The organism is bacterium, from assembly GCA_035308905.1.
GTDB lineage: Bacteria > Sysuimicrobiota > Sysuimicrobiia > Sysuimicrobiales > Segetimicrobiaceae > DASSJF01.
The window spans coordinates 70821-96953 of record DATGFS010000022.1; the positions used below are offsets into that span (position 1 = coordinate 70821).

The 26133-nt window shown below is 71.3% G+C and carries 25 protein-coding genes; 16 read left to right on the forward strand and 9 right to left on the reverse strand.

Going from position 1 to position 26133, the window contains the following annotated elements:
* The first annotated feature begins 12 nt into the window (after positions 1-12).
* The gene (locus VKT83_05710) at positions 13-816 is read left to right on the forward strand and encodes an ImmA/IrrE family metallo-endopeptidase (protein ID HLY21945.1); all 804 of its coding nucleotides are present in this window, start codon (positions 13-15) and stop codon (positions 814-816) included.
* 129 nt (positions 817-945) lie between these two features.
* On the opposite strand, the gene VKT83_05715 is transcribed toward VKT83_05710, so the two are convergent.
* The 3 genes from VKT83_05715 to VKT83_05725 all read right to left on the reverse strand — a co-directional run bounded on the left by VKT83_05715 (position 946) and on the right by VKT83_05725 (position 4033).
* Complete coding sequence (locus tag VKT83_05715; GenBank protein ID HLY21946.1) at positions 946-2301, reverse strand: S41 family peptidase; 1356 nt, start codon at positions 2299-2301, stop codon at positions 946-948.
* Between the two features lie 144 nt (positions 2302-2445).
* On the reverse strand, positions 2446-3168 hold the full coding sequence (locus VKT83_05720; GenBank protein ID HLY21947.1) for an aspartate/glutamate racemase family protein: 723 nt from the start codon (positions 3166-3168) through the stop codon (positions 2446-2448).
* Positions 3169-3175: 7 nt separating this feature from the next.
* Positions 3176-4033 (reverse strand): hypothetical protein, encoded by an 858-nt coding sequence (locus VKT83_05725; protein ID HLY21948.1) that lies wholly within the window; start codon positions 4031-4033, stop codon positions 3176-3178.
* Positions 4034-4161: 128 nt separating this feature from the next.
* Between VKT83_05725 and VKT83_05730 the strand changes: the two genes are divergently transcribed.
* The 7 genes from VKT83_05730 to VKT83_05760 are packed head-to-tail and all read left to right on the forward strand — an operon-like array spanning position 4162 to position 11621.
* Positions 4162-4641 (forward strand): hypothetical protein, encoded by a 480-nt coding sequence (locus VKT83_05730; GenBank protein ID HLY21949.1) that lies wholly within the window; start codon positions 4162-4164, stop codon positions 4639-4641.
* 22 nt (positions 4642-4663) lie between these two features.
* A complete protein-coding gene (gene sppA / locus VKT83_05735) occupies positions 4664-6331 on the forward strand; it encodes a signal peptide peptidase SppA (protein ID HLY21950.1) in 1668 nt (555 codons plus the stop codon).
* Positions 6328-7167, forward strand: coding sequence for an MBL fold metallo-hydrolase (locus VKT83_05740; protein ID HLY21951.1), 840 nt, complete (start codon positions 6328-6330; stop codon positions 7165-7167). Before sppA ends, VKT83_05740 begins: the two co-directional genes overlap by 4 nt.
* A gap of 38 nt (positions 7168-7205) precedes the next feature.
* Positions 7206-7577 (forward strand): cyclophilin-like fold protein, encoded by a 372-nt coding sequence (locus tag VKT83_05745; protein HLY21952.1) that lies wholly within the window; start codon positions 7206-7208, stop codon positions 7575-7577.
* Positions 7574-8953 carry a glycerate kinase gene (locus VKT83_05750; GenBank protein ID HLY21953.1) on the forward strand — a complete coding sequence of 460 codons (1380 nt, stop codon included), beginning with the start codon at positions 7574-7576 and terminating at the stop codon, positions 8951-8953. Before VKT83_05745 ends, VKT83_05750 begins: the two co-directional genes overlap by 4 nt.
* 58 nt (positions 8954-9011) lie before the next feature.
* Positions 9012-10445 carry a glutamine synthetase family protein gene (locus VKT83_05755; GenBank protein HLY21954.1) on the forward strand — a complete coding sequence of 478 codons (1434 nt, stop codon included), beginning with the start codon at positions 9012-9014 and terminating at the stop codon, positions 10443-10445.
* Between the two features lie 24 nt (positions 10446-10469).
* Complete coding sequence (locus VKT83_05760; protein HLY21955.1) at positions 10470-11621, forward strand: amidohydrolase family protein; 1152 nt, start codon at positions 10470-10472, stop codon at positions 11619-11621.
* 81 nt (positions 11622-11702) lie between these two features.
* On the opposite strand, the gene VKT83_05765 is transcribed toward VKT83_05760, so the two are convergent.
* From VKT83_05765 to VKT83_05785, 5 genes are read right to left on the reverse strand one after another with little or no spacing between them, the layout of a single operon-like run.
* Positions 11703-12437 carry an ABC transporter ATP-binding protein gene (locus VKT83_05765; protein ID HLY21956.1) on the reverse strand — a complete coding sequence of 245 codons (735 nt, stop codon included), beginning with the start codon at positions 12435-12437 and terminating at the stop codon, positions 11703-11705.
* On the reverse strand, positions 12430-13263 hold the full coding sequence (locus VKT83_05770; protein HLY21957.1) for an ABC transporter ATP-binding protein: 834 nt from the start codon (positions 13261-13263) through the stop codon (positions 12430-12432). Before VKT83_05770 ends, VKT83_05765 begins: the two co-directional genes overlap by 8 nt.
* Positions 13260-14267: a branched-chain amino acid ABC transporter permease gene (locus VKT83_05775; GenBank protein ID HLY21958.1), complete on the reverse strand. Its 1008-nt coding sequence runs from the start codon at positions 14265-14267 to the stop codon at positions 13260-13262. The genes VKT83_05770 and VKT83_05775 overlap by 4 nt, the downstream gene beginning before the upstream one ends.
* 1 nt (position 14268) lies before the next feature.
* Positions 14269-15150 (reverse strand): branched-chain amino acid ABC transporter permease, encoded by an 882-nt coding sequence (locus tag VKT83_05780; protein ID HLY21959.1) that lies wholly within the window; start codon positions 15148-15150, stop codon positions 14269-14271.
* A gap of 41 nt (positions 15151-15191) precedes the next feature.
* Complete coding sequence (locus VKT83_05785; protein ID HLY21960.1) at positions 15192-16427, reverse strand: amino acid ABC transporter substrate-binding protein; 1236 nt, start codon at positions 16425-16427, stop codon at positions 15192-15194.
* 207 nt (positions 16428-16634) lie between these two features.
* Here VKT83_05785 and VKT83_05790 point away from each other — a divergent pair, with 207 nt between their 5' ends.
* From VKT83_05790 to VKT83_05825, 8 genes are read left to right on the forward strand one after another with little or no spacing between them, the layout of a single operon-like run.
* A complete protein-coding gene (locus VKT83_05790) occupies positions 16635-17024 on the forward strand; it encodes a hypothetical protein (GenBank protein HLY21961.1) in 390 nt (129 codons plus the stop codon).
* 8 nt (positions 17025-17032) lie between these two features.
* Positions 17033-18508: a glycogen synthase GlgA gene (gene glgA / locus VKT83_05795; protein ID HLY21962.1), complete on the forward strand. Its 1476-nt coding sequence runs from the start codon at positions 17033-17035 to the stop codon at positions 18506-18508.
* 40 nt (positions 18509-18548) lie between these two features.
* Positions 18549-19604, forward strand: coding sequence for a DUF4931 domain-containing protein (locus VKT83_05800; GenBank protein HLY21963.1), 1056 nt, complete (start codon positions 18549-18551; stop codon positions 19602-19604).
* Positions 19601-21205: an ABC transporter substrate-binding protein gene (locus tag VKT83_05805; GenBank protein HLY21964.1), complete on the forward strand. Its 1605-nt coding sequence runs from the start codon at positions 19601-19603 to the stop codon at positions 21203-21205. The genes VKT83_05800 and VKT83_05805 overlap by 4 nt, the downstream gene beginning before the upstream one ends.
* A 4-nt stretch (positions 21206-21209) precedes the next feature.
* Positions 21210-22460: an amidohydrolase family protein gene (locus VKT83_05810; protein ID HLY21965.1), complete on the forward strand. Its 1251-nt coding sequence runs from the start codon at positions 21210-21212 to the stop codon at positions 22458-22460.
* A 10-nt stretch (positions 22461-22470) separates the two neighbouring features.
* Positions 22471-23739: an amidohydrolase family protein gene (locus tag VKT83_05815; protein ID HLY21966.1), complete on the forward strand. Its 1269-nt coding sequence runs from the start codon at positions 22471-22473 to the stop codon at positions 23737-23739.
* On the forward strand, positions 23736-24659 hold the full coding sequence (locus VKT83_05820; GenBank protein HLY21967.1) for an ABC transporter permease: 924 nt from the start codon (positions 23736-23738) through the stop codon (positions 24657-24659). Before VKT83_05815 ends, VKT83_05820 begins: the two co-directional genes overlap by 4 nt.
* Positions 24652-25503, forward strand: coding sequence for an ABC transporter permease (locus tag VKT83_05825; protein ID HLY21968.1), 852 nt, complete (start codon positions 24652-24654; stop codon positions 25501-25503). The genes VKT83_05820 and VKT83_05825 overlap by 8 nt, the downstream gene beginning before the upstream one ends.
* A gap of 94 nt (positions 25504-25597) precedes the next feature.
* Here the strand turns inward: VKT83_05825 and VKT83_05830 are convergent, their stop codons facing one another.
* Entirely contained in the window at positions 25598-26095 is a 498-nt protein-coding gene (locus tag VKT83_05830; protein HLY21969.1) for a hypothetical protein, read from the reverse strand.
* Positions 26096-26133: the final 38 nt, after the last annotated feature.

Below are 26133 nucleotides of genomic sequence, written 5' to 3' on the forward strand. Positions count from 1 at the left end.
ATCGTCCTTACCATGTTGACCGAGCCCGGCACCGGCACGACGCGCCACTGCGATACGTGCGGCGCGGCACGCGAGCCGTTCTTCGACAGTCCATGCGAAGACCCCGTCGCCTGGCTCTGCCCGTCGTGCCGCACCGTCGAAATGGAAGTCCCGCGCGCGTCGCTCTCGCCCGAGGCGCGGCGCGAACTCGCGGCCCTGGAGGCGTTCATGCAGGCCGGCGCTCCGGCCGCATCGGCCGGGACCGCGGCGGCGTCCGCATCCGGCGCGCCGGCGGCCGCCGGTCCGGCCCGCGCACGTGAGCGGGCGCGGGCGGCCCTGGGGGCGTCGCGCGAGCTCCCCGTCGACGTCCGGAAGGTCGCTGAGCACCTCGGGTTCCCGGTGCAGGAACGTGCGCTGCCGCCGGGCCAGCGCGGCACGATCGGACGCGACGGCGGCCGCGTCGTAATCGCCATCTCCTCGCGGGGCGGCTATACCGACGCGGAGCTGCGGTGGATCATCGCCGAGGAGCTCGGCCACGCGGCGCTCGGGCACACCGCCCTCGTCGCCAGCAGCGCGCCCGGGGCGGGGCCGGCGATCGCGGAGCCGCGGCGGCGCGAGGAAGAGCGCGAGGCGCGGGCGTTCGCGGCCGAGGTCCTGATGCCGGAAGAGAAGGTCCGCGCGCGCTTCGCGGAGCTCGCGCCGCGGATCGACCAGACGCTCGGCATGCGCCAGCGGGAGACCGAAACCGACGACGTGGTGCACCTGCTCGCGCGGATGTTCGGCGTCACGCCGACCGCGCTGCGCCGCAGACTCGAGGAACTCGGCCTGCTGCGCTGATCCGCCCGCGGCGGCCGGAATCGGAACAGCAACGGGGACGGGCCGGGGCGAATGCCCCGGCCCGTCCCCGCGTCACACACCCCTTCGTTGGATCGTCGAGACGGCGGCGCTACCCGTGCGCCTCGGTTGTCACGCCGCGCGAAGGTGCCGGAGCCACAGCCATGCCGCGTGCAGCGCGCGCAGCGCCGCCTGCAGCTGCGTGTCCTGACCCCGCTCCATGTCCGCCACCGTCAGCGTCACCGGCACCTCGGGGGTGATCCCGACCGCCTCGACCGCGCTGTTCTTGGGCGTCTGAATCCGCTCCACCGTCACCGACATCCCGCCCTCCGGCAGCGGCACGGTGACCGACCCGCCGAGGGCACCCGCGGTCTTCTCGCCGATGATCGTCCCGCGGTGGTAGTCCTTGAAGGCGCCGGCGAGGATCTCCGAGGCGGACGCGGACTGACCGTCCACCAGCACGACGAGCGGCGTCTTGACGAGCGGCGAGGAGCCGCTCGCGCGCAGCACGCTCGGCTGCTCACCGCGCTCGGTGATACGCGCCAGCACGGTGCGGCTCGGCAGGAAGATCCCCCCCACGCTGGCGGCCTCGATGATCAGTCCGCCGGGATTGCCGCGCAGGTCCAGGATCGCGGACTTGATCTGCCCCTCGTGCTCCAACGTCGTGATGGAGTCCCGGAGGCTCCGCCCGGCGCCCTGCGAGAACCCGAAGACCTTGAGGTACGCGACGCCCGGCGATGCGAATCGCGCCTCGACCGGCGGCACGCGGATCGCGGCGCGAACGACGGAGATCGGCATCGTCCGGCCCGCGCGCTGGATTACCAGCGACGCGGTGGATCCCGCCGGCCCGCGGATCATCTGACTCGCGTCGACGACGTTCACGTCCTTCAGCGGCTTGCCGTCGACTTCCATGATCCGATCAAAGCGGTGCACCCCCGCGGCGGCCGCCGGCGACCCGGGGAACACGTCTTCGACGAAGATCCACGCGGCGCCGGCCGCGTCCTTGCGCGAGACGATCGTGACGCCGATCCCGGTGAAGCCCGGGTTGCCGGAGATCTGCCGCCGGCTCTCGCGAAGCGCGGCGGGGTCGAGGAAGAAGGTATGGCTGTCGTGCAGCGACGCCAGCATGCCCGCGGTCGCCGTATAGGCGAGCTCGGTCTCCGGCATCACGCCCGTCTGCGCCGCCTTGGCGAACTCCGTTGAGAACTGCGCCGAGGCGTCGGACGGCGGCGTCGTGGCGGGGATGTCCGGCAGCGCGTCGGCGCCCAGGTTCGTGGCCTTTCGCAAGATCACGATCGCCGCGTTGAGCAGGGTCACCGGCTGAACCTGGTCGACGTAGTCTTCCTGCAGCACGCGGATGGCCGCGAGCACGAGCGACCCGTCGGCGGCGGAGGCGCGCTGGATCTGGGTGAACGGCGCGATGAGCAACGCGGCCACCAGCAAGGCCGCCAGCAATGGCCGCAGCGGCGAACCGTGGGACGGTTTCATAGACAAACTCCTTCCGTTATTGGCGCGCCAGGCGCGCATGCAAAGGAGACATCAAATATTGGCTTGCCCATATTACCATAGCGATAAACCGCGCAAGAAGTTCCGCAATTCCGGGCCGCGCGGGGGCCCCGCACCCGCCGGATTCTACCGGTCGGGATAGCCGGGCGGCACCAGGGCCGCGTGGACCAGACGCACCAGCGACGTGATGTCGAACACCGGCAGTCCGGTCGCCTGGCGGATCGCCGCCGCGTACGGCGGCATGTTCGTGCACTCGAGGACGATCGCGCCGACCTCGGGATGGCGTTCGACGAGATCGCGCGCCGCCTCGACGTGCTCACGACGCGCGGCCTCGACGTCGAGCTCGAGCTCGTTGTCGAGCAGCACCGGCGTGAAGGCGTGGCCCTTTTCGAGGCCGGCGACGACGACGGGGACTTCTTCCGTGATGCCCATCTCGGCGAGGTGCCGGGGCCCGAGCGCGCCGCCGTCCACGGTGAGGATGCCCACGGCGCGGTCGGGCCCCAGCATGCGGGCCACCATCGGCACCATCAGCAACGCGGAGGTAAACATCGGCACGCGTACGGCCTCGGCCAGCTGCCGCTGGAACATCGAGAGAAAGCCGCACCCCGTCGTGACGGCCAGCACGCCCGCGGCCTCGAGCGCGCGCGCGCCCTCGATGAAGCCGTCGAGCAGCGCGGGGTCCGCCTCGCGGATGACGCGGGACGGAAAGGCCTGCCGCACGCGATGATACAGAACCGGGAAGGGGAACGTGCCGGCGTTGCCGATGTCGCCGGGGATGCGGGGAAACACCGTGTCGAGCATTAGAACGCCGATCGCATAACCGTATACGTTGCGGCCGCCCCGGACCATCGCGCGTCTACTTCGAAGGTCCGGAGGGGATTCCCTGTGGCCGGCGGGACGCGCCGGGCGCGAGCATCACCATCGCGAACACCGCCCGGCGCGCGGCGGCGCCCGCGTCGCCCGCGCCGTCACGCACCGTGGCGAATCGTGTAAACCACCACGCCGTCCCGGCGCCTGTATGTACTTCCTCGACGCCGTGGTGCGCCCGGCCGGTGCGGTGCGTCGCGAACAACCGGGACTCCGGCGCCCAGACCGCGGCGGCGTCGGCCCCGAGGGCGAGCGACGGGGGAAACCGGCCGGACGACCCCGCCCGCCAGCCGAGGCGCAGGGCGCCGTTGTCCTCGCGCCACAGCAGCGCGAAGCCGCGCCAGAGGCCGACGGACAGCCACTGGCGCGCCGTCAGCCGAAGCGGCGCCGCGAATCGCGCGGAGAGATCGCGCAGCCCGTCCATCGTGAGATCCGTGCGCGCCGCGGCCGGCCGGAAGGAGGCCGCGGGAAGAAGCAGGTCGGCGGCCGCGGCTTCGGTGAGCGCGCGGCGCCCCTCACCCGCCACGCCGGGGGGGACCATTGTCTCGCCGAGGCCGAGGGCGATGGCCCCGTTCCACTGCGGCGTGTGCGGCGGGAGCCGGCGGTCGACCACGATCAACGTGCGCTGCGCCCCGCCGTCGACCGTGCCGCGCAGCTCGACGCGAACCGGACCGCCCTCCGGCGCGCCGGCGATGATCGCCGCGACCCCGCATTTCGCCGCGTATCGCTCCGGCGCAAACGGCGGCCGCCGCATCCCGGAGGCCCGCACCACCGCGGCGGCGCGCCGGCGCACGGCGTCGCGGGCATCGGCGGCGTTCCGCCGGCGGGTAGGCGCGCGGGTTGCCATCGGCCGTGCCTTCGCGCGCGCCCGGATTCCTCCCTCGTCCCGGGGCCGCCGCGGGCTCGGGCACGTAGGCCGGCGGGGCCGGCGCGGTGAACCTTCGGTGCACGGCGTAGGCGACACGGAGGCTTCTGATGCGCGGCACGGTCGCGGGATTCTGGCTGGGCGCGCTTGTGGCGGCGGTGCTCTTCGCCGCGACGGGCGGGACCACACTCGATATCCGCGTCACCGGGACCGAAGCCGGGCGGGCACAGTTGGAGCAGAGCGTCGATCAGGGAACGTTCGCCGGACTGCTTACCCCGTCCGCCCCGGCGCTTGGGGTCCTTCATATAAAGAAGCGAACATGGGGGGTCGTCACGACCTATTCGGAGACCCTCGCCGCCCCCGGGGCCCGGGCGGCCGGCGCGCCGGACATGCGTGTGCTCCTGACGGTCCCCGGCGCGGTCACGGTCACGAACGCCGCCGGCCGCGACGGCCGGGCCCTCGTCTGGACGGGGCTGCCGGGCCCGGAACCGGCCTGGGCCGAGGCGCGCGCCGTGAACTGGCCCGCCGTCGTTGTCGCGGTTATCGCGGCGGCCATCTCGCTCCGGATGGCGCGAGGAAAGGCCGGATGACGTCCGCGAACGTATAGCCGCGATGCGACTGCTGTTCATCCGCCTCAGCGACCTGATCTACGACACGTTCATCCTCATCCGGAACGGGCTCGTCTCGCTTTTCGGCCCGCGCCCGGCGTACGTGCTCCTGGAACTGAGCGGCCCGTATCCCCACCATCGGACGCGCGACCCGTGGTGGGTGCGGCAGCCGCCGACGATCGAGGACGTGCGGCGGCAGCTCGCGGTGATCCGCGCGGACCGGCGGGCCGCCGGCGTCGTGATCACGATCGGGGACCTGCCGGCCGGCCTCGCCTCGGTACAGAGCCTGCGGAACGCCTTCGCCGAGTACCGCGCCCGAGGCGGCCGCATCGTCGCCTACCTGCCGCAGGCCACGACGCGCCAGTATTATCTCGCGAGCGTGGCGGACGCCATCGTGATGCCCGAGAGCGGAGCGCTCGAGCTCGGCGGAGCCGTCCTCGAGGTCACGTTCTTCGGCGAAGCCTTCGAGCGCGCCGGTGTCGCCGGGGAGTTCGAGCAGATCGCCGAGTACAAGTCCGCGGTCGAGCCGTTCACGCGGCGCGGGATGTCGGAGCCGATGCGCGAGCAGATGAACGCGATCCTCGATTCGGTGTACGACGACCTGACCGGCGAGATCGCGGCGGCGCGGCGCCTCGACCCCGCGGCGGTGCGGAGCGCGATCGACCGGTCGCCGCTCTCGGCCGAGGACGGACGGCGCGCCGGCCTGGTGGACGCGCTCATGTACGAGGACGAACTGCCCGCGTATCTCGCGGCGGGCCGCCGGCCGCCCGCGATCGTCCCGTGGCGCGTGGCGCGCCGGCGCCTGCGCGCCCCGTTCCGGTGGCGCATGCCCGGCCGCGCGGTCGCCGTCATCGCCGTGCGGGGATCGATCCAGATGGGGGAAAGCCGGCCGCGGCCGCCCATCCCGCTGCCGCTCGTGCGCGGGGAGGCCAGCGGGCACGCGTCGCTGGTCCGCGCCATCCGGTCCGTCGAGCGCAATCCGCTGTTTGGAGCGATCGTGCTGTCGATCGACTCGCCGGGCGGCTCCGCGCTCGCCTCGGATCTCATCTGGCGCGCCGTCGCGCAGGCGAACCGCACCAAGCCCGTCGTCGCGTTTTTCGGCAACGTCGCGGCCTCCGGCGGCTACTACGTCGCGGCCGGCGCGCGGCGCATCGTCGCCCAGGCCGGCACCCTCACCGGATCGATCGGGGTGATCTCGGGCAAGTTCACGATCCAGCAGCTGGCCGGCCGCGCCGGCGTGCACCAGGAGATCCTGACGCGCGGGGAAGCCGCGGCGATGACCTCGCCGTTCCGGCCGTTCTCTCCGGAGCAGCGCCGGCGCCTGCGCGCGCAGGCCGAGGAGATCTACGCGCGGTTCGTCGACCGCGTCGCCGAGGGCCGCCGGCTGCCTCGCGAGCAGGTGCACGCGGTCGCGCGCGGGCGCGTGTGGACGGGACGCCAGGCGATGCAGCACCGGCTGGTCGACCGGCTCGGCGATTTCTACACCGCCATCGACACGGCGAAGGAACTGATGGGCCTCGCGCCGTCCCGCGTCGTGCCGGTGTTCATCATCCGGCCGCCGCGCGCGGTGACGATCGGCCGCCGCTCGGCCCTCGGCATGCTGGACGCCGCGGAGATGCTGCTCCGCGAGGGCGTGCTCGCGCTGATGCCGTGGGAGATCCGGCTGCGATGACCGCGCTGCGCGTCACGGTGCTCGCCAGCGGCAGCGCCGGCAACGTCCTGCTGCTCGAGTGCGGCGCGGACCGGGTGCTCGTGGACGCGGGGATCTCGCTCGACGCGCTCGAACGCGCGCTGGACCGCCTCGGACTCGCGCCCCGCGACGTGGGCGGGGTGGTGCTGACGCACGAGCACGACGACCACGCACGCGGCGCCGGGCCGCTCTCCCGCGCCGCCGGCGTGCGGGTGTACGCGACGGCGGCCACGGCGGCCGCCGCGGCCCAGGCCCTCGCCGGCGCCGACGTGCGGCCGTTCGCGCCGGGCACGCCCTTTGCCGTCGGGCCCTTCGAGATCACCGCGTTCCCGGTCCCCCACGACGCCGTCGAACCGGTGGGGCTCGCGATCGCGGCGGCCGGGCGGCGCGTCGTCATCGCGACCGATCTCGGCGCGGCGGACGAGAGCCTCGACAGGTACCTCGCCGAGGCCGATCTCGCCGTCCTCGAGAGCAACTACGACCTCGGGCTGCTGCACGTCAGCGGCTACCCCTGGTTTCTCAAGAACCGCATCCTCGGCGGACGCGGACACCTCAGCAACGACGACGCGGCGCGGGCGCTCGCCCGCACCGCGGCCGTCGCGCGGGATGCCGGCCGCCGCCGCGGCGTCTGCCTGGTCCATCTGAGCGACACGAACAACCTCGCCCCGCTGGCGCGCGACACCGTGCGCGCGGCGATCGAGGCGGCGGCCCCGCCGCCCGCGGCACGGGCGCACGGGGCGCCGGGAGATGCCGGGGGGCCGCCGCTGCTGGCCGTGCGGCCAAACGGGTGGACGAAGCCGCTGCTCGTCGATTGGTGAGACGGCGGGGGCGCCGTCGGCCGACTGGAGGGACACCGATGCGGACGATCGTCATCACCGCGGGCAAGGTCAGCGCGACCGCCACGCTCGGGGCGGGCCGGACGGCGGACGCCGTCTGGAACGCGCTGCCCCTCGAGGCGCGCGCCAGCACGTGGGGCGATGAGATCTACTTCTCCATTCCGGTCGAGTGCGAACCCGAATCGCCGCGCGAGGTCGTCGAGATGGGCGATCTCGGGTACTGGCCGCCGGGCAGCGCGTTCTGCATCTTCTTCGGCCCGACCCCCGCAAGCCACGGCCGTGAGATCCGGCCGGCGAGTCCCGTCAACGTTTTCGGCCGCGTCTCCGGCGATGCGACCGCGTTCAAAGCGGTGCGCTCCGGCACCACGGTAAAGATCGAGCGCGCGGCGTGACGGCCCTGCGCGTCGACGACGCGCTGTTCCGCGTCGCGGAGACGGCCGCGCTCCGGCGCGCCGCCGCGGAGATGCTGACGCGCGCGGTCGACGCCGTGGACGCGTACGCCGCGACGGCGCGGGCGATCGCGCCGGCGGACACCGGCGTCAGGATCGGCGGGCGGACCTACCCGCTCCGGGAGCGCGCAAAGGTGATCGTGGTGGGCGCCGGCAAGGCGTCTGCCGCGATGGTCCGCGCGGCGGAAGGCGCGCTCGGCCCGCGCATCACGGCCGGCCTCGTCACGACCGCGCACGGACACCGCGACGGCCCCTCCCGCATCACCGTGAAGGAAGCCTCGCATCCGGTCCCCGACGCGGCCGGCGAGGCCGCCGCCCGCGAAATGCTCGCGCTGGTCCACGGGCTCGGTCCCGACGATCTCGTGCTGTGCCTGCTGTCGGGCGGCGGGTCGGCGCTGCTGCCGCTGCCGCGCGAGGGCCTCACGCTCGCCGATATGGCGGAAACGACGAACCTCCTGCTTCGTTCCGGCGCCGACATCGTCGAGATGAACACGGTGCGCCGGCACCTGTCGGCGATCGCGGGCGGGCAGCTGGCCCGCGCCGCGGCGCCGGCGCGGGTGGTCACGCTCGCGATCTCCGATGTCATCGGGTCGCCGCCCGAAGCGATGGCCTCCGGCCCGACGGTCGCGGATCCATCGACGTTCGCCGACGCGCTGGCGGTGCTGAACCGGTACGGCATCACCACGCGCGTCCCGGCCGGGGCGCGGCGCGTGCTCGAGCAGGGAGACCTGGGCGCGATCCCCGAAACGCCCAAGCCGGGCGATGCCGCGTTCCGCGAAGGGGCGATGACGGTCATCGCGGATAATCTCACCGCGGCCCGCGCCGCCGCGGAGGCGGCGCGGGCCGCGGGCTTTCACACCCTGCTCCTCTCCACGTACCTCGAGGGCGAAGCGCGGCACGCCGGGCGGATCCTGGCCGGGATCGCCCGGCAGATCGCCGCGACCGGCGATCCCGCGCCCCGGCCCGCGTGCGTGGTCTGCGGCGGGGAGACCACCGTCACCGTCACCGGGAGCGGACGCGGCGGCCGCAACCAGGAACTGGCCCTCGCGGGGGCCGCGGCGATGGACGGACTGGGCAACGTCCTGCTGGTCGGATTCGCCACCGACGGCCGCGACGGGCCGACCGACGCGGCGGGGGCGGCCGTCGATGGAACGACGGCCGCGCGCGCCCAACGCGCGGGACTCGATCCCGGCCGCCACCTTCGGGACAACAACGCCTACCCGCTGCTCGACGCGGTCGGCGACCTCATCCGCACCGGTCCGACCGGCACGAACGTCGCCGACCTCGCGCTCATCCTCTGCGGACCGGAGACGAAATAAGCCCGGACGGCCCGCCCGGGGAGGGAATGGTTCGCGCGCCCCTGAATCGGGCCGTGCTATGGGAACTCCCGCGGATCGCGCCCACGCGCAGCGCGCCAGCCCGAATGCCGTCTACGATCGCGCCCGCGCCGCCGGCGTTCGTCTCGTTCGCGTCGCCTATTGTGACAACGCCAACCTGATCCGCGCCAAGGCCGCGCCGCTCGACAGTCTCGGCGGCATCTTGAAATACGGCGTCGGGTTCTCGGTCGCGCAGCAGGCGCTGCCGATCCTCGGGGACACCCCGCTGCCGGCGAGCGGCCTGAGCCCCATCGGGGAAGTGTGGCTCGTCCCGGACCCGGACACCTTCACGGTCCTCCCCTACAACCAGGGCGCCGCGGTGATGCTCGGTGATTTTCAGACGGAGCCGGGCGGCCCCTGGGCGCACGACCCGCGCGCGTGTCTGCGGCGCGCCGCCGAGGCCGCGGCGGCGGACGGCTTGGAAGTGCAGGCGGCCTTCGAGCCGGAATTCTACCTGCTTCGGCCCGCGGCGGGCGGGACGCCCGGCGGCGCCGGCTCTAGCTACATGGTGGCCGGCCGCGAGTCGGCCGGCGGCTACGAACCGATCGATCGCACCAACTTCGCCATGACGATCGCACACGACGCCGCGCATGAAACGCTGCGCGACCTCGTGGACACGCTCAATACGATGGGGCTCGACGTCGCCCTGATCTATCCGGAGTCGGGGCCGGGGCAGTTCGAGGTCTCCATCCGCCACGCCCACGCGCTCGCCGCGGCGGACCGGCACATCCTGCTGCGCGAAGGGGTGCGGGGCGTCGCCACGCACCACGGCCTCGCGGCCTCGTTCGCGCCGGCGCCGTTCGCGGCGAGCGCCGGCAGCGGCTGCCACCTGCACATGAGCCTGTGGCGGGACGAACAAAATGTGATGTACGACGAGCACGACCGGCTGCATCTCTCGCCGCTCGCCTATTCCTGGATCGCCGGCGTGCTCGCGCACCTGCCGGCCCTGTGCGCGCTGGTCGCCCCGAGCGTCAACTCCTATGCGCGCCTCAGGCCTTATTCGTGGGCCGGCGCGTTCGCGTGCTACGGCCCCGAGAACCGTGAGGCCGCGATTCGGGTGATCACGCCGCGGCGCGGACCGGCGCTGTGCAACATCGAACTGAAAACGTGCGACGGCAGCGCCAACCCCTACCTCGCGCTGGCCGGGGTGATCGCCGCGGGCCTCGACGGCGTCCGCCGGAAGCTCGCGCCCGGCGATCCGGTCGAGGTCGACCCGGCGTCGCTGCCCGAGCCGGAGCGGCGGAAGCGCGGCATCGTCCCGCTGCCGGCGACGCTCGGAGAAGCCGCCGACGCGCTCGAGAACGACGGCACCATCCAGGAGATCCTCGGCGCGCCGCTCACGCGATCGTTCCTTGCGGTCCGCCGCGGCGAGTGGGACGCGCTCCGCGACCTGGAACCGGCCGCCGTCGCGCAGCGCCATCTGCTCGTCTACTGAAGGCGCGTAGAGAACCCGCCGCCCGTGCCGCTCCGCGCCCTCCCGTTCGCCGGCATCCCGCTGTTCGACCATCACGCCCACTCGCTGCGGCGCGTGCAGCCCGCCACGCCGGAGGCGTTCCGCGCGCACTTCACGGAGAGCGACGCGCCGGAGATCGTCGCGGAGCACGCCGGCTGGAGCCTCTTCTACCGGCGGGCGCTCGCCGACCTCGGCCGATTCTTCGGCTGCGCGCCTCGCGAGGACGCCATCCTCGCCGCGCGGGCGCGGCGGCCGTTCGCGGACCTCACGCGGGAGATGTTTGCGGACGCGGGCATCGGCGCGATCCTGATCGATCCCGGATTCCGGGCGGCCGACCACTACGATCTCCCGGCGCTTCGCGGCCTGCTGCCGTGTCCCGCCGGCGAACTCCTGCGTCTCGAGGTCCTGGCGGAGCGCCTGATTCCGGCCGCGGACGGCTGGCCCGACCTCCGCGAGCGTTTCGCCGCCGAAGTCCGGGCCGCGTCGGGCCGCCTCGCGGGCCTCAAGACGATCATCGCCTACCGCACGGGGCTCGACCTCCGCGAATGGGACGCGGCCTCGCTCGCCGGCGCGTTCCGGGCGGCGCACGACGCGGCGGCGCGTGGCCACACACGCCTCGCCTCCAAACCGCTGCTCGACAGCCTGCTGTGGACGGCGCTCGAGATCGCCGCGGAACGCGGCATGCCGGTGCAGGTGCACACCGGCTTCGGCGACCGCGACCTCGACCTGCGGTTGGCGAATCCGCTGTGGCTGCGGCCGGTGTTCGAGCACCCGCCGTTTCGCGCGATCACCTTCGTGCTGCTGCACAGTTATCCGTACGTGCGGGAAGCGGCGTGGCTCACCCACGTGTACCCCCACGTCGCGATGGACCTGTCGCTCACGGTGCCGTTCGCCGCGCACGCCGCGAGCGACGCAATCGTCGAAGCGCTCGGACTGGCCCCGGCCTCCAAAGTGCTGCTGGCGACGGACGCCTTCTCGATCCCGGACCTGTTCTGGGTCGCGGGGCGGCACGCGCGCGAAGCGCTGGATGTGGCGCTTGCGACGATCGAAACGCGGGGGTTCACCGGCCCGGACGACCGCGACGCGATCGCGCGCCGCCTCTTGTGGGACAATGCCGTCGCGATCTACGGCGATCCGCGCGAGCCGCGCGGTCAATAGTCCTGAGTTCCCGTGCCCGCCGGAGTTCGTCCGGCGAAAATCGAATCCTGCCGCAACTTTCAATTTCATCGCCGCCGGCGGCTACCGGCCCAGGTACGCCCGCTTGATCTCCGGGTCCTGCAGGAGGTCCGCGGCCGAGCCCGACCGCGTGATCCGGCCGGTCTCGAGCACGTAGCCGCGCGAGGCGAGCTCGAGCGCCTGGTGGACGTTCTGCTCGACCAGCAGCACCGTCACACCCTCCGCGTTGATCTGGCGCACGATGCGGAACACTTCCTTGACGAGGATCGGCGCGAGGCCGAGGGACGGCTCGTCCAGCATGAGGAGGCGGGGGCGGCCCATCAGGCCGCGGCCGATCGCCAGCATCTGCTGCTCACCGCCGGAGAGGGTCCCGGCCAGCTGCGCGCGGCGCTCCGCGAGCCGCGGGAAGAGCGAGAGCACCCACTCCTGCGTCTCGTGCCTGCGCGCGCGGCTCTCCGGCAGGTACGCGCCGAGCTCGAGGTTCTCCAGCACCGTCATGCGCGGCCACAGCCGGCGGCCCTCCGGGATCTGGATAATCCCCGCCTCGACGATCGCCGGGGCGCGCAGCCGCTGGATCGGCCGGCCGCCGAGCCGGACTTCCCCGGTCAGCGGCCGCATCAGTCCCGAGATCACGCGCATCGTCGTGGTCTTGCCGGCCCCGTTCGCCCCGAGCAGCGTCACGATCTCGCCCTCGCGCACGGCGAACGAGACATCCCACAGCGCGCGGACTTCGCCGTAGGCCGCGGCGACGCCCGCGACCTCGAGGAGCGGAGCTCCGTTGGATGCCGGCTCAGTCATGCGGCGTCTCCTCCGCGCCGTCCGACCGCCTCCCGGCGGACTCGCCGGCCACCATATCATCCGAGGCGGTACCGAGGTAGGCTTCGATCACTTCGCGGTTTGCGGTGACCTCCGCCGGCGTGCCGTCGGCGATCAGCCGGCCGTAGTTGAGCACCAGCACCCGGTGGGAGAGGTTCATCACCGCGTGCATGACGTGCTCGATCATCACGATGGTGATCCCCCGCGCGCAGATCTCGCGCACGAGCGTCAGCGCCTGCGCGACCTCGGAGGGCGTCAGCCCCGCCAGGACCTCGTCGAGCAGCAGCACGGACGGCCGCGTCGCGAGCGCCCGGGCGATCTCGAGGCGCTTGCGCTGCGCCAGCGTCAGCGCGGACGCCGGCTGCCCGGCGCGCGCCGCGAGCCCCGTGAAGTCGAGGACGGCCATCGCCTCGCGCCGCGCGCCGCCGGCGGCGACCCGTGCGCCGCCGCCGAAGCCGGCCCCGACCATGACGTTCTCCAGCACCGAGAGGTCGGGAAACGGCCGGACGATCTGGTGGGTCACGCAGAGGCCGAGACGGCAGACGGCGTGCGGCGACCAGCCGGTGATATCGTGCCCCAGCGCCACGACCCGTCCGGCGGTCGGCGCGAGGTGTCCGCTGATCACGCTGAAGATCGTGGTCTTCCCGGCGCCGTTCGGACCGATCAGGCCCGTGATCTTCCCCGGCTCGACCGCCACCGTCACGTTCTCGACGGCGACGAGCCCGCCGAACCGCTTCGTGACGTGCTCTAGCACGAGGGGGCTCGATGTCATGGTCGCCGCGGGGAAATCCGCCGCCGGCGGGCTCACGAGGCGCCTCCGGGCGTCGACGGCGGCGCCACCGTGCCCGGGGCGGCCGGCGTGACCGCGATCGGCGCCGGGACGCGGCGGCGCCCGGCGATCCGCGCCGCGAGTCCGGCGAGGCCCCGCGGCTCGAACAGCAGAATGACGATCAGCAGCACGCCGTACACGAGCAGGTGGAACGTCGGGTACGACGTCTGCAGGTAGTCCTGCACGGCAAAGAACACGGCGGCGCCGAGGATGGGACCCCAGATCGTACCGATCCCCCCGATCAGCGCGATCAAGACCAGACTGATGCTCTCCGTGAAGCTGAAGACGTTGTCGGGATGTAGATACTGGAAGTACATCGCGAAGAGTCCCCCGCAGACGCCCACGAGAAAGGCGCTGATCACGTGCGCCACGTTCTTGAACAGCGCCGTGCGCACGCCGAGCGTCTCCGCCGCGTCCGGGTCCATCCGCAACGCCGCGAGCCCCAGACCGAACCGGGAGCCGCGGACCCACACGGCCGTCACGTAGGCGACGGCCGCCACCACGAGGGCCGCCAGGTAGAACCAGCCCTTGGACGGCACCACGGTGGGAAGGTTGAGGCCGGAGGCGCCGCCGGTGATGTTGTCGAGATTGAGCATGAGAATGCGCATCGCTTCCCCGACACCGATCGTGGCGATCGAGAAGTACGGCCCGATGAGGCGCAGCGTCGGCACGCCGACGACGAGCGAGAACGCCGCGGCGCAGAGGCCGGCGAGCGGAAACGTCAGCACCGGCGCCCAGCCGTGCAGCCACAGGAGCGCCGTCGTGTACGCCCCGAGCCCGAAGAACGCGGCGTACCCGAAGGAGACGTAGCCCGCGAACCCGCCGAGGATGTTCCAGGCCAATCCCTGCGCGACGTACAGGAACGTGAAGAATCCCAGGTTGAGCACGGTGATGTTGTGGGGAGCGAAGAGCGGCACGAGGGCGAGCACGACGCCGAGGGCCGGCGCGGCCGCGGACGCCGGGCTAAGGCGGACGGCGGTCACGTCACGACCGGCGCCCGAACATGGACGCGACGCCGCCCGGCATGACGATGAGGGCAATGACGAGGAGCGCGTACGCCACGACGTTTTGCAGACTGGCACGCATGAACAGCACCGCGAACGACTCGGCAAACGCGAGGATCGCCGCCCCGATCGTCACCCCGGCGAGGTTCTCGAGCCCGCCGAGCACGATAATGGTAAAGCTCTTCAACTGAAACGAGGCGCCGAAATCCGGGGTGAAGCTGAACTGCAGGGTCATCAGACCTCCCGCGAAGCCCGCGAACGCCGTGCCGATGCCGAACGCCAGCGCGCTGATCCGCTCCGTGTCGATCCCGGCGAGCAGCGCGGCCTGCGGGTCCTGCACCGTCGCGCGAAGCGCCTTGCCCACGTACGTGTGGTTCAGCACGACGTGGAGGATCGCCATCACGGCGAGCGCAACCGCGAAGACGACGAGGCGCGTGACGGCGATCCGGTAGTCGAAAAACGCCAGCGCCTTGTACGTGTAGCGGGTGATAATCGACTGATCTTCGCTGCCCCAGACTGCGAGCGCCACGTTCTGCAGCACGAGCCACAGCCCGAACAGCATCAAGAGCGACGCGATCGGCAGCGCCTGCCGCACGCGCCGGACCAAACTCACGTAAACAATCCACCCGACGACGAAGAAGATCGGCATGTTGAGGAACGCACCGGCGATCGGATCGAGATGCCACGCCTGCGAGTAGACCAGCGTCATGAACGCCCCGAGCATGAGGAAGCCGGCGTTGCTCAGGTTGATGACCTTCATGACGCCGTAAATGATGGCGAGGCCGTACGACATCACCGCGTACAGCCCCGCCGTCAGTATCGACGTGATGCAGATCGAGATCAGGTTTTGAGCGGTGAACACCTCCGGCTAGACCGCCCGACGCCCCGGGCCACTCACCCGCCCTATGGCCTCGGCATCGGCAGCGTCACCGCCCGTGTCTCCGGCAGGTGGGCCGGCCACACGATCCGGACCGTGTTGCCGGGCGTCGTCTGCACTATGACGTACGGCGCCTTGATCTGGCCGTCCGACCCGAACTTGATCTCCCCGCCGGGCAGCATCGAACGCAGCGTGAGGTGCGCCAGCGCGTCGCGGACCTTGGGGCCGTCGAGCGCCCCGGCGTTGCTGATGCCGGCGAGCAACGCGCGCGCCGTTTCGAAGGAGAGCGCCTGGAACCAGTCGGGGACGGCCTTGTACTCTCTCGTGTACCGCTCGGCGAACAGCTGCGACGCGGGATCCTTGAGCGCCGGAGTCCACCACAGGCCCGCGATGAGGTAGTCCGCACCCGGCCCGAGGGCCTGGCGGCCTTTCTGGTCGGGGCCGCGGGCGCCGTACGAGACGAACTGATGATAGAGTCCGGCCTGCAGATACTGCCGGTGCATCGTGATGAAGTCCGGCAGGTGCGCGTCCGAGAGGAACGCGACCGCGTTCGAGGCCTTCACCTGCTGCAGCAGCGGCGAGAAGTCGCTGCCGTTCAATTGGAACGACTGATTCAGCACGATGCGGAACAGATCGGGGTGCTGTACGGCTGCGTCGGTCACCGCGTCGACGTAGTCCTTGCCGTGGTCGGTGTTCTCCCAGACGACGGCGATCGTGAGCGGCTTCGGCAGATGGCCCGCGGCGATCTGGGTGGTCAGGAACTCCATCGTGATCTTGCCGAGGTTGTAGATCGTCGCGAGGGTGCCGAAAATGTACTTGTACCCGCGCTTGAAAATCCCGGACGCCGCGCCGCCGCCTTCGACGTAGGGAATCTTGTACTGGTCCGGCACGACTTCCTGAGCCTCGACGAGCGACGTGTCGTACCCGCCGAGGAGGAAGCCGACGTGCTGATCCGTGACGAGCTTCTCGACCAGGCTGCGCGACCTGGTACCGTCGCTGCCGTCGTCGAGGATGATGAGGGTGACGTGATACTTCTGCCCGCCGACCTGGAGCCCGCCGGCCTTGTTCACGTCGTCGATGGCCATCGTGTAGCCCTGCTTGAAGTACCCGCCCGACGAGCCGAACGCCCCGGTCAGCGGCAGCACGGTGCCGATCTTGATCTCCGGCATCGCCGCCGGCCGCCCAGGCGTGACAAGGGCAACAAGCAGCACGGGGACGACGAGCGCACCGACCGCGGCACGCGCCAATCCTCGGATCCGCATCTCTGATTCCTCCAATGCCCGCGGGGCCATGTATCGCTTGCCCGCGCGCCGAGCAGTTGCGTATCCTTCGTTCGGCGGAGGGAACCTCCTGCCGCGCCCGCACGTCTACGGGACGTGAGCGGCACGCCCGCGGTGCGGGCCCGGGAACATAAGGGAATTGCCGCGACGTGGAGGACCGCTTCCGAGCGGCGACGAAGCCGAGCGGTCGTGGGTGTTGCGGTCCTCCGCAGCGTGCTCGCCGGCGTCTTGTGCGCGGGCATCCTCGGTCTCGCAGCGGTCGCAGCCGGGCGGGGATTCTGGAAGCCGCCGGCGCGGGCCGCCGAACCGCAGCGCATCGACGTCACCCTCGGCACGAACGTGATCGATCCCGCCGTCATGCTGCTGCTTCCTGGCTCCGTGCGGTTCGTCGTCCGAAACGCGTCGGGCGCGCCCCGTGTCTTCCGCGTCACGGGCCCCGGCGTCTCCGCCGCGACCGGCCCGCTCGAAGACGGGACCACCGGCGCCCTCGACGTCACATTCACGCGGCCGGGGACGTACGCCGCGAGCGACGGCCGCGGTCAAGCGGCGGAGGAGTCCATACGAGTGCGACTGCCATGAACGAGCCACTGCGAGTCTTGTTCTGCACCTCGGAAGCGGTCCCGTTCGCCAAGACGGGCGGACTCGCCGACGTCGCCGGCGCGCTGCCGGCGGCGCTCACCGAGACGGGCTGCGACGTGCGGATCGTACTGCCCGGCTACCGGTCGATCGACCGGGCCAAGTTCGGGTTTCGGGCGATCGGCCGGGCGGCCGTGCCGCTGGGCACAACGCAGACCGAGGTGGAATTTTTCGAAGGCCGGCTTCCCGGCGGGCGCGTGCCGGTGTACCTCGTGGCACACGATCCGTCATTCGGCCGCGCCGGCCTCTACGGGGAAGGCGGCAGGGACTACGAGGACAACCTGGAGCGGTTCACGGTCTTTGGCCGCGGCGCGCTCGCCCTCCCCGGCCGGGTCGAATGGACGCCGGACGTGCTGCACTGTCAGGACTGGCAGACGGGCCTCGTGCCGGTCTGGCTGCGCGAGGAACCGCGCGCGAGCCGCCTCGAGCCGGCGGCGACGCTCTTTACCATTCATAACCTGGCGTACCAGGGACTCTTTCCGCCGGAGCGCCTCGCGGTCACGGGGCTCGGTCCGCATGTGTTCACGCCGAAGGGCATCGAGTTCTACGGCAAGGTGAATCTATTGAAAGGCGGACTGGTCTATGCCGACCACCTCAGCACCGTGAGCGAGCAGTACGCGCATGAAATCCAGACGCCGGAGTTCGGGTGCGGACTCGAAGGCGTGCTGCGCGACCGCACGGCCGACCTCATCGGCATCCTGAACGGCGTCGATTACGGGGCCTGGGATCCGTCGACCGATCCGCACATCGCCGCACGCTACACGGCCGACGACCTCGGCGGCAAGGCCGTCTGCACGCGCGACCTGCGGCGCACCCAGCATCTCGACGACACGCCGGACGCCCCGCTCGTAGGCATGATCAGCCGGCTCGCGGACCAAAAGGGCTTCGATCTGGTGGCCGCCGTCCTCGACCGTCTCATCGCGGCGGGCGCGCAGTTTGTCCTGCTCGGCACCGGCGAGCCCAAGTACCATGAGCTCTTTGCGGCGTTTCACACGAGCCACCCCGGGCGCGTCTCCGTGACCCTCGGGTTCGACGACGCGCTGGCCCACCGCATCGAGGCCGGGGCGGACATGTTCCTCATGCCGTCCCGCTACGAACCGTCGGGCCTCAACCAGCTCTACAGCCTCCGCTACGGCACGGTCCCGGTGGTGCGCAAGACGGGCGGACTCGCCGATACGATCGTCGACGCGACCCCCGACGCCGTCTCGCGCGGGGTCGCCAACGGATTCGTGTTCGAGGCGTACGAACCCGCCGCGTTGTGGGAGGCGCTCGAGCGGGCCATCCGCACGTTCCGCGACCGCCGCATCTGGAAGCAGCTGCAGCAGACCGGTATGCGACAGGACTTCTCGTGGCGCCGCGCCGCCGGGCGGTACGTCGAGACGTACCGGCGGGCGATCGCCGCGAGGCGCGCCGGCGCCCGTGCCTGATCCCGTGCCGTCCGCGACGCCGCCCCTACGGAGGGACACCGTGCCCGAACTGCGCAAAGACCCCATCACCCGCCGCTGGGTGATCATCGCGAACGAGCGCGCCGCCCGGCCGAGCGACTTCGCCAAGGGCGGCGAGCCCGAGGCCGCGCCGTCGGCCAACTGCCCGTTCTGCGAGGGCCGCGAGACCACGACGCCGCCGGAGATCGCGGCGATTCGCCGGCCCGGCACCGCGCCGGACACCCCCGGCTGGCAGGTGCGGGTCGTGCCGAACAAGTACCCCGCGCTGCGCATCGAGGGCTCGACCGACGTCACCTGGGAAGGCATGTACGAGGGCATGGGGGGCGTCGGTGCGCACGAGGTCATCGTCGAGACGCCCGACCACGCCGCGCATCCGGGCGTGATGGCCCCGGACCAGCTCGCCTCCGTGCTGTGGATGTACCGCGAGCGGTACCGCGACCTCGACGGGGATCCGCGGTTCAAGTACCTGCTGCTGTTCCGCAACCACGGCCGGCAGGCGGGCGCGTCGCTCGCACACCCCCACTCCCAGCTGATCGCCCTGCCGATCGTGCCCAAGCGGGCGGAGGAGGAACTGGAAGGCGCCCAGGCGTACTTCGCGCGCGAGGGCCGCTGCATCTTCTGCGACATTCTCCGCCAGGAGGCCGGGGAGGACGGCGAGAACGGCCGCCGGCTCGTGTGGAAGAACGACGAGTTCATCGCCTTCGCGCCGTACGCGTCGTGGACCCCGTTCGAGTTGTGGATCCTGCCGCGGCGGCACGTGGCGAGCTTCGGCGCGCTGGAGGACAGGCAGCTGCGGCCGCTCGCCGAAACCCTGCAGGGCGTCCTCGGGCGACTGTACGCCTGCCTGAACAATCCGCCGTACAACTGCATCATCCACACGGCGCCGTACGACGCGAAGGTCGATCACTTCTATCACTGGCACATCGAGGTGCTGCCCCGCCTCTCCCAGGTGGCGGGGTTCGAGTGGGGCTCGGGGTTCTACATCAATACGGTGCCTCCGGAGGACGCCGCCCGCTACCTCCGGGAAACGCAGGTCCCGGTGGCGAGCGCCACCGGAGCCCAGGGAGGTGCACCTTGACACGCACGCACGCGGCTTGGCGATACGCGGCGATCTGTTTGACGGCCCTGGCGCTGGCCGGCGTCGGCGCCGGCGCGCCCGTTCTCGGCGCCGCGCCCGCCACGCTCACAGTCGGCCTGGACCAGGAGCCGCCCACGCTCGACCCGCACGCCTCGCCGTCCGCGGTCACGTTCCAGATCATCACGGACGTGACCGAAAACCTGCTGTACGAGGACCTCGCCGGGAAGCTGACGCCGTGGCTGGCGACGGAGTACAAGGCGTCGCCGGACGGCAAATCGTTCACGTTCACGCTGCGCCGGGACGCGAAGTTCACGGACGGCGCGCCGGTCAACGCCGAGGCGGTGAAGTGGAATTTCGACCGGATCGTCAACCCGAATTTCAAGGCGGGCGGTGCGCTCGCCGCGCTCTCGGGCTACGCCGGCTCCACCGTGGTCGACCCGTACACTGTCCGCGTAACCTTCAAGGAGCCGTACGCGCCGTTTCTCTCCTACTCCGCCGGCGGCACGCTCTCGCTCATCTCCCCGAAGACCACGCCGGGACAGGGCGACGCGGTCAACCAGAAGCCGGTGGGCAGCGGACGGTTCGTCGTCAGCGAGTACGCGGCGAAGGACCACATCACCCTGGTCCGCAACGCGGACTACAATCGCCGGCCGCCCTACAGCAGCCACCAGGGCCCCGCCGCAGTGGACCGCATCGTGTGGAAGTTCATCCCGGAGTCCGGCACGCGCGTCACGACGGTCGAGTCCGGCGAGACGCAGATGATCAACTTCCAGTCCGTGCCCGCCGCCGTCCTGACGCGCCTCGCGACGAACAGGGCGCTGCGCGTGGAGAAGAACCCGTACCCCGGCGCGCCGCGCATCTGGGTGCTGAACGTCAGGAAGCCGCCGACCAACGACCTGAAGGTCCGCCAGGCGCTGCTCTACGGGGTCAACCGCGCGGCGATCACCGACTCGGTCTTCCGCGGGCTCGGGACGGCCGCGTGCGCGCCGTTGACGCAGCATTTGCTGGCCACCCCGGCGTTGTGCGCCAAGTACAAGTACGATCCGAAGAAGGCCGCCCAGCTGCTCGACGAGGCCGGATGGAAGATGGGCCCCAACAACATCCGCCTGAAGAACGGCCAGCCGCTCGCGATCGAGATCAACTCGATCAACTACGGCAGCGGGAACCTGCCGGAGATCGAGCTGCTCCAGGGCCAGCTGCTGCAGCTCGGGGTCGACGCGAAGATCAAGAGCCAGGCGCGGCCGCCGTGGTACGAGGACAACTACCACTGCGCGACCAACGGGCCGGTGCTGTTCCTGCGAGACTCGGACATGAACGCGCTGTCCGCGCTGTTCGCGTCCACGAACATCGGCGGGAATTTCAACTGGGCGTGCTACGCCAACCCCGAGGTGGACCGGCTGCTCGCCGAGGGCCGGACGGCCTTCGAGCCGGCGAAGCGGCGGGCCACGTACGCGAAGCTCGAGGAATTGCTGATGGATCAGGCGGTCGCGGTGCCGCTCGTCGACGAGCTGTCGGTCTGGATCGTGCGGTCTACGGTCACCGGTACGAAGTATAACTATTCAGGGTATCCCGTGTTGGGCGACGCGACCACCGGCAGGTAGGCGTGTGACGCCCCGCGGTCCGGAATGGCTGATCCTCCGCGCGTCGCGCCTCATCGACGGCACCGGGGCGCCTCCGCTCGCGAATCCGACGGTCGCCGTCCGCGGGGGGAGGATCCACGGGGTGTACGGGGGCCGGGCGCCCCGAGGGGACTGGCCTCCCGACGCGCCTGAGCTCAACCTCGCCGGCCACACGCTGCTGCCAGGCCTCATCGACGCGCATGTGCATCTCGCGTTGCCGGGCGACGGCACGCCGTTCGAGACGTCGGTGCGCGAGCCGGACGGCGTCCTGCTGGCGTCGGCGATGCATAACGCGCAGACCGCCCTGCGCGCCGGGATCACGACGCTCCGCGACTGCGGCAGCATGCGCGACACCTCCCTCGAGCTGCGCCGCGCGCAGCAGCTCGGGTACGCCGTCCTACCGCGCCTGCACCTGTGCCGGTGCCCGATGACCGTCACCGGGGGACACTGCTGGTACTTCGGCGGAGAAGCGGACGGGCCGGAAGGCGTGCGCACGATGGTGCGCCGCCTCGTCAAGGCGGGCGTCGACTACATCAAAATGATGGCGAGCGGCGGCGGGACGGCCGGCACCGTGTCGTCGCGGCCGTCCTATACGGTGGAAGAGCTCCGTGCCGCGGTGGACGAAGCCCACCGGCTCAACCGGCGCGTGGGCATCCACTGCACCTGCGCCGACGCCACCCGGAACGCGCTTGCGGCCGGTGCGGATCACGTCGAACACGCGCTGTTTCTCAGCAGCGAGCAGGGACAGCAGCGGTACGAGCCGGACGTCGCCGGCGCGCTGGCGCAGCGCGGCGTCGGCGTCACGTCGACGCTCTGCGTCGGCCACTTCCTCGTGGACGCGCTGTCCGCCCGGGACGACCCGACGCACGAGGAACGGGCCGCCGTCGAACGGTGGCACCGGATGAACGACGGCAACACGGAGAACGCGTCGCGGATGCGTCAGGCGGGTGTCCGCTACGTCGCCGGCACCGACGCGGGCTGGCGCTTCACGCCGTTCGACGGTCTGGTCAAGGAGCTCGAGCTGCTGCACGACGCCGGCATGCCGGCCGGCGAGACGATCGTCTCCGCGACGTCCGCGCCGGCCGCGGCGATGGGCCTCGCCGACGTGGGGACGCTGCGCGAGGGATGCCACGCCGACATCATCGGCGTGGCGGGCGATCCCCTCGAAGATCTGGGAGCCCTCCGGCACCCAGCAATGGTCATGCTCGGCGGCACGCCCGTCGTGCGGCCGGCGTAGAAGGACGCACATGCGCACGCTCCTCAAGAACGCCGCCGTCATTTCGATGGCCGGGCCGGACGCGGCCGCGGCCCGCCCGGCGGATGTCCTGATCGAGGACGGCCGGATCAGCCGGGTCGCGCCGCCGGGAGACGGCGAGGGGCAGACCGCCGCGGTGGACGAACCGACCCTTGACCTCCGCGGCGCGTACGTGATGCCCGGGCTGATCGACGCGCACTGCCACATCACGTTGAGCGGCGGCCTCGTCGGGACGGAGCTCGCCCACGATCCGCGGATGCGCATCCTACGCGGGGCCGACAACGCCCGCCGGACGCTGCTCGCCGGCATCACCACGATCCGGGACACCTGCGGCCTCGACGACGGCGACGTGCTCCTGCGCGACGCGATCGCCGCGGGCAAGACTCCGGGACCCCGGATTGTGGCGTGCGGCCGGATGATCACGATGACCGGCGGCCACGGGTGGTTCTACGGGCAGGAGGCCGACGGCCCGGACGAGGTCCGGCGCGCGGTCCGCGAACGAATCAAGGTCCGGACCGACTGGGTCAAGTTCATGGCGAGCGGGGGCTTCGCCGAGGAGGGCGAGCAGCCGGCGTCGACCCAACTGGACGCCGACGAGCTCACCGCCGGCGTGCGCGAGGCCGCGAAGGCGGGCCGCAAGACCTGTGCGCACGCGCACGGCGCGCCGTCGATCAAGAACTGCCTCCGCGCGGGGATCGATTCCATCGAGCACGCCTCGTTCATGGACCAGGAAGCCATCGACCTGCTGCGGCAGCGGGACGGCTTCATCGTGCCGACCTTCTCGATCTACTACAAGATGAAGGAGACGGGAGCGGACCACGATCTGCCGGCGTACGTGGTCGAGCTGGCGCGCCGCGCCTGGGATCTCAAAGTCGAACGGTTCCTCGCCGCGCACCGCGCCGGGGTGCGCGTCGCGGCGGGCTCCGACAACGGGTCGCCCGCGGCGCCCCATCCGGACATCGCGACCGAGCTTGAGATCTTCGTGCGGATCGGCCTGTCTTCGTACCAGGCGCTCCGCACGGCGACGGCGGACGCGGCGAAGCTGCTGGGACTCGACGGGGAGATCGGCGCCGTCGAGCCCGGCAGGCGCGCGGACCTGATCGTCCTGAAGGACAATCCGCTATCCGACGTCTCCGCGGTCCGCCGGGTGGCGGGCGTGATCCACGACGGCCACATCGTCCGCGCCGACGACTTTCCGGGGGTTCCGACCGGCGCCGTCCCGAGAAGCGGGGCCGGCGCCACGCACGTCCATCCGCGGTGATCCGCTACATCTCCGGACGGCTCCTCGCAACCGTTCCGGTCGTCTTCGGCGTCACGCTCACGGTGTTCTCGATGCTGTATCTGATCCCGGGCGACCCCGTGAAGATGATGTTGAGCGAGTTCGTGACGAGCCCGCAGCAGATCGCGCGGATGCGCGCGCAGCTGCACCTCAACGAGCCGTTTGCCCAGCAGTATGCGCGGTTCGTGGTGAACGCGGCCCGCGGCAACCTCGGCGAGTCAATCCGCGACCGCCGCCCCGTCACGGACGAGATCATGGAGCTGTTTCCCTCCACCATCCAACTGACCCTGACGGCCCTCGCGCTCTCGGCCGCCCTCGGCGTTGGGCTCGGCGTGGTGGCGGCGATCCGCCAGAACTCTTGGACGGACGTCGCCGCGATGATGCTCGCCCGGCTCGGGGTGTCGATGCCGTCCTTCTGGCTCGGCCTGCTGCTGATCTTCGTGTTCTCGCTGCGCTTCGGGCTGCTGCCCGCGACCGGGGGCGGAGGTCTCGACCATCTCGTCATGCCGGCGTTCGCGCTCGGGGCGGGCTCCGCGGCGATTACCGCGGCGCTCACGCGGTCGAGCATGCTCGAAGTGCTGCGGATGGACTACATGACGACGGCGCGGGCGAAGGGGCTGGCGGGCGCCTCGGTGGTGCTGCGGCACGGGCTCGCCAACGCGCTCATCCCGATCGTCACGATCTTCGGGCTGCAGGCCGGCCAGCTGCTGGCCGGCGCGGTGATCATCGAGACGGTGTTTGGGCGGCCGGGGATCGGGCGGCTGCTCATCAACGCGATCTTGAACAAAGATTTCCCGCTGGTGCAGGGCATCGTCCTGTTCGTGGCGATCGCCTACGTGTTCATCAACCTGCTCGTCGACGTCGTATACGCGGCCGTCGATCCGCGCATCCGGTATGGCTAACCCGCAGACGCGTTTGCGGTCGAGCCTCCGGCGGGCCGGCCGGCACAAGGGCGCCGTCGCGGGGCTTGTCATCGTCGGGGCGCTCGTCTTCGTCGCGCTGTTTCAGAACGCCCTCGCGCCGGTGAGCCCGATCCGGATCGACATCGCCCAAGCACTCGCCGCCCCGGGACCGGGCCACCCGATGGGCACCGACCAGTACGGGCGCGACACCTACAGCCGCGTCGTCCACGGCTCCGTTATTTCGCTCACGGTTGGGCTCATTTCGGTGGGCATCGCAGCGACGGCCGGCACCGCGGTAGGCCTCATCGCGGGCTATTACGGCGGGGTGCTCGACGCCTTCCTGATGCGCGTCGTCGATGTGATGCTGGCGTTCCCCGGCATTCTGCTCGCCCTCGGGATCGTGAGCGTCCTCGGGCCCAGCGTCCGCAATCTCATGATCGCCGTCGGCATCTCGCAGATCCCGCTGTACGCGCGGCTCGTGCGCGGATCGGTGCTGGTGGCGAAGGAGCAGCTCTACGTCGACGCCGCGCGCGTGACCGGGGTCCCGGTGTCCGTCATCCTCGTCCGCCATATCCTGCCGAACGTGGTGGCGCCGGTGATCGTGGCCGGCACGCTCGGGATGGGCACCGCGATTCTCGCGGCCGCGGCGCTCTCGTTCATCGGCCTCGGCAGCCAGCCGCCGACGCCGGAATGGGGCCGGATGCTGAGCGAAGGCCGCGACTACCTGCGCGACGCCTGGTGGATCTCGACGTTTCCGGGGCTGGCGATCATGCTGACCGTGCTCGGCGTGAACATGCTCGGGGACGGCCTGCGGGACGTCCTCGATCCGCGGCTGAAAATCTGAAGGGCCCGCGGCGGCGCCCCCCTGCGAGAAGGGGAGCGGCGCATGCCGCTCCCCTTCTTCACTGCCTCCGGCGGTCAACGCCGGCACACGACGGCTATTCGGAGGTGCCGCTGTCCGCGGTCGCGTGGGAGACGAAGTCGGCGATTGACATGTTCATCGCCGCGATGGCGCCCGGATTGGCAACCGCCCAGGCGTTGACGTCATTGACCCACATCCCGTGCCTGTAGATCGCGGCGGCGATGTTCGTGCCGACGTTGGAGTCGATCGTGGAGATCGCAAATCCGGTCGGGGTCGCGACGGCCACGTTGCCCATGTAGAGGCACGAGCCGGCGTCGCACGTGAACGTGCCGCCGGCGAAGTTCGCGCTGCCGACCACCATGACCCAGTTGCCGCTGCACGAGTTGGCACAGTCGGCGTCGCCCGCTGTCACGGTCGACGTGATCGCGCCGTCGACGCCGCCGAGCGTTCCCGATCCGCCCAGCATCCCGTGCGCGGCGGTGAAGCCGCTCACGCCGATGAGCTCCTGCGCCGACACCGAACCTGCTGTTGCGAGGCTGACTACCAGTATGGCCGCGAGCAACAGATAGCGCATATAGCCTGACCTCCCTAGCATGCCCGAGCGTCGGTGAC

Excerpts from the sequence above, each read along its gene's own strand:
- VKT83_05765 (HLY21956.1), bottom strand. The coding sequence starts at position 12,437 with ATGACTGAGCCGGCATCCAACGGAGCTCCGCTCCTCGAGGTCGCGGGC.
- sppA (HLY21950.1), top strand. The coding sequence starts at position 4,664 with ATGCGACTGCTGTTCATCCGCCTCAGCGACCTGATCTACGACACGTTC.
- VKT83_05755 (HLY21954.1), top strand. The coding sequence starts at position 9,012 with ATGGGAACTCCCGCGGATCGCGCCCACGCGCAGCGCGCCAGCCCGAAT.
- VKT83_05725 (HLY21948.1), bottom strand. The coding sequence starts at position 4,033 with ATGGCAACCCGCGCGCCTACCCGCCGGCGGAACGCCGCCGATGCCCGC.
- VKT83_05710 (HLY21945.1), top strand. The coding sequence starts at position 13 with ATGTTGACCGAGCCCGGCACCGGCACGACGCGCCACTGCGATACGTGC.
- VKT83_05745 (HLY21952.1), top strand. The coding sequence starts at position 7,206 with ATGCGGACGATCGTCATCACCGCGGGCAAGGTCAGCGCGACCGCCACG.
- VKT83_05830 (HLY21969.1), bottom strand. The coding sequence starts at position 26,095 with ATGCGCTATCTGTTGCTCGCGGCCATACTGGTAGTCAGCCTCGCAACA.
- VKT83_05715 (HLY21946.1), bottom strand. The coding sequence starts at position 2,301 with ATGAAACCGTCCCACGGTTCGCCGCTGCGGCCATTGCTGGCGGCCTTG.
- VKT83_05730 (HLY21949.1), top strand. The coding sequence starts at position 4,162 with ATGCGCGGCACGGTCGCGGGATTCTGGCTGGGCGCGCTTGTGGCGGCG.
- VKT83_05785 (HLY21960.1), bottom strand. The coding sequence starts at position 16,427 with ATGCGGATCCGAGGATTGGCGCGTGCCGCGGTCGGTGCGCTCGTCGTC.
- VKT83_05825 (HLY21968.1), top strand. The coding sequence starts at position 24,652 with ATGGCTAACCCGCAGACGCGTTTGCGGTCGAGCCTCCGGCGGGCCGGC.
- VKT83_05815 (HLY21966.1), top strand. The coding sequence starts at position 22,471 with ATGCGCACGCTCCTCAAGAACGCCGCCGTCATTTCGATGGCCGGGCCG.
- VKT83_05720 (HLY21947.1), bottom strand. The coding sequence starts at position 3,168 with ATGGTCCGGGGCGGCCGCAACGTATACGGTTATGCGATCGGCGTTCTA.
- VKT83_05740 (HLY21951.1), top strand. The coding sequence starts at position 6,328 with ATGACCGCGCTGCGCGTCACGGTGCTCGCCAGCGGCAGCGCCGGCAAC.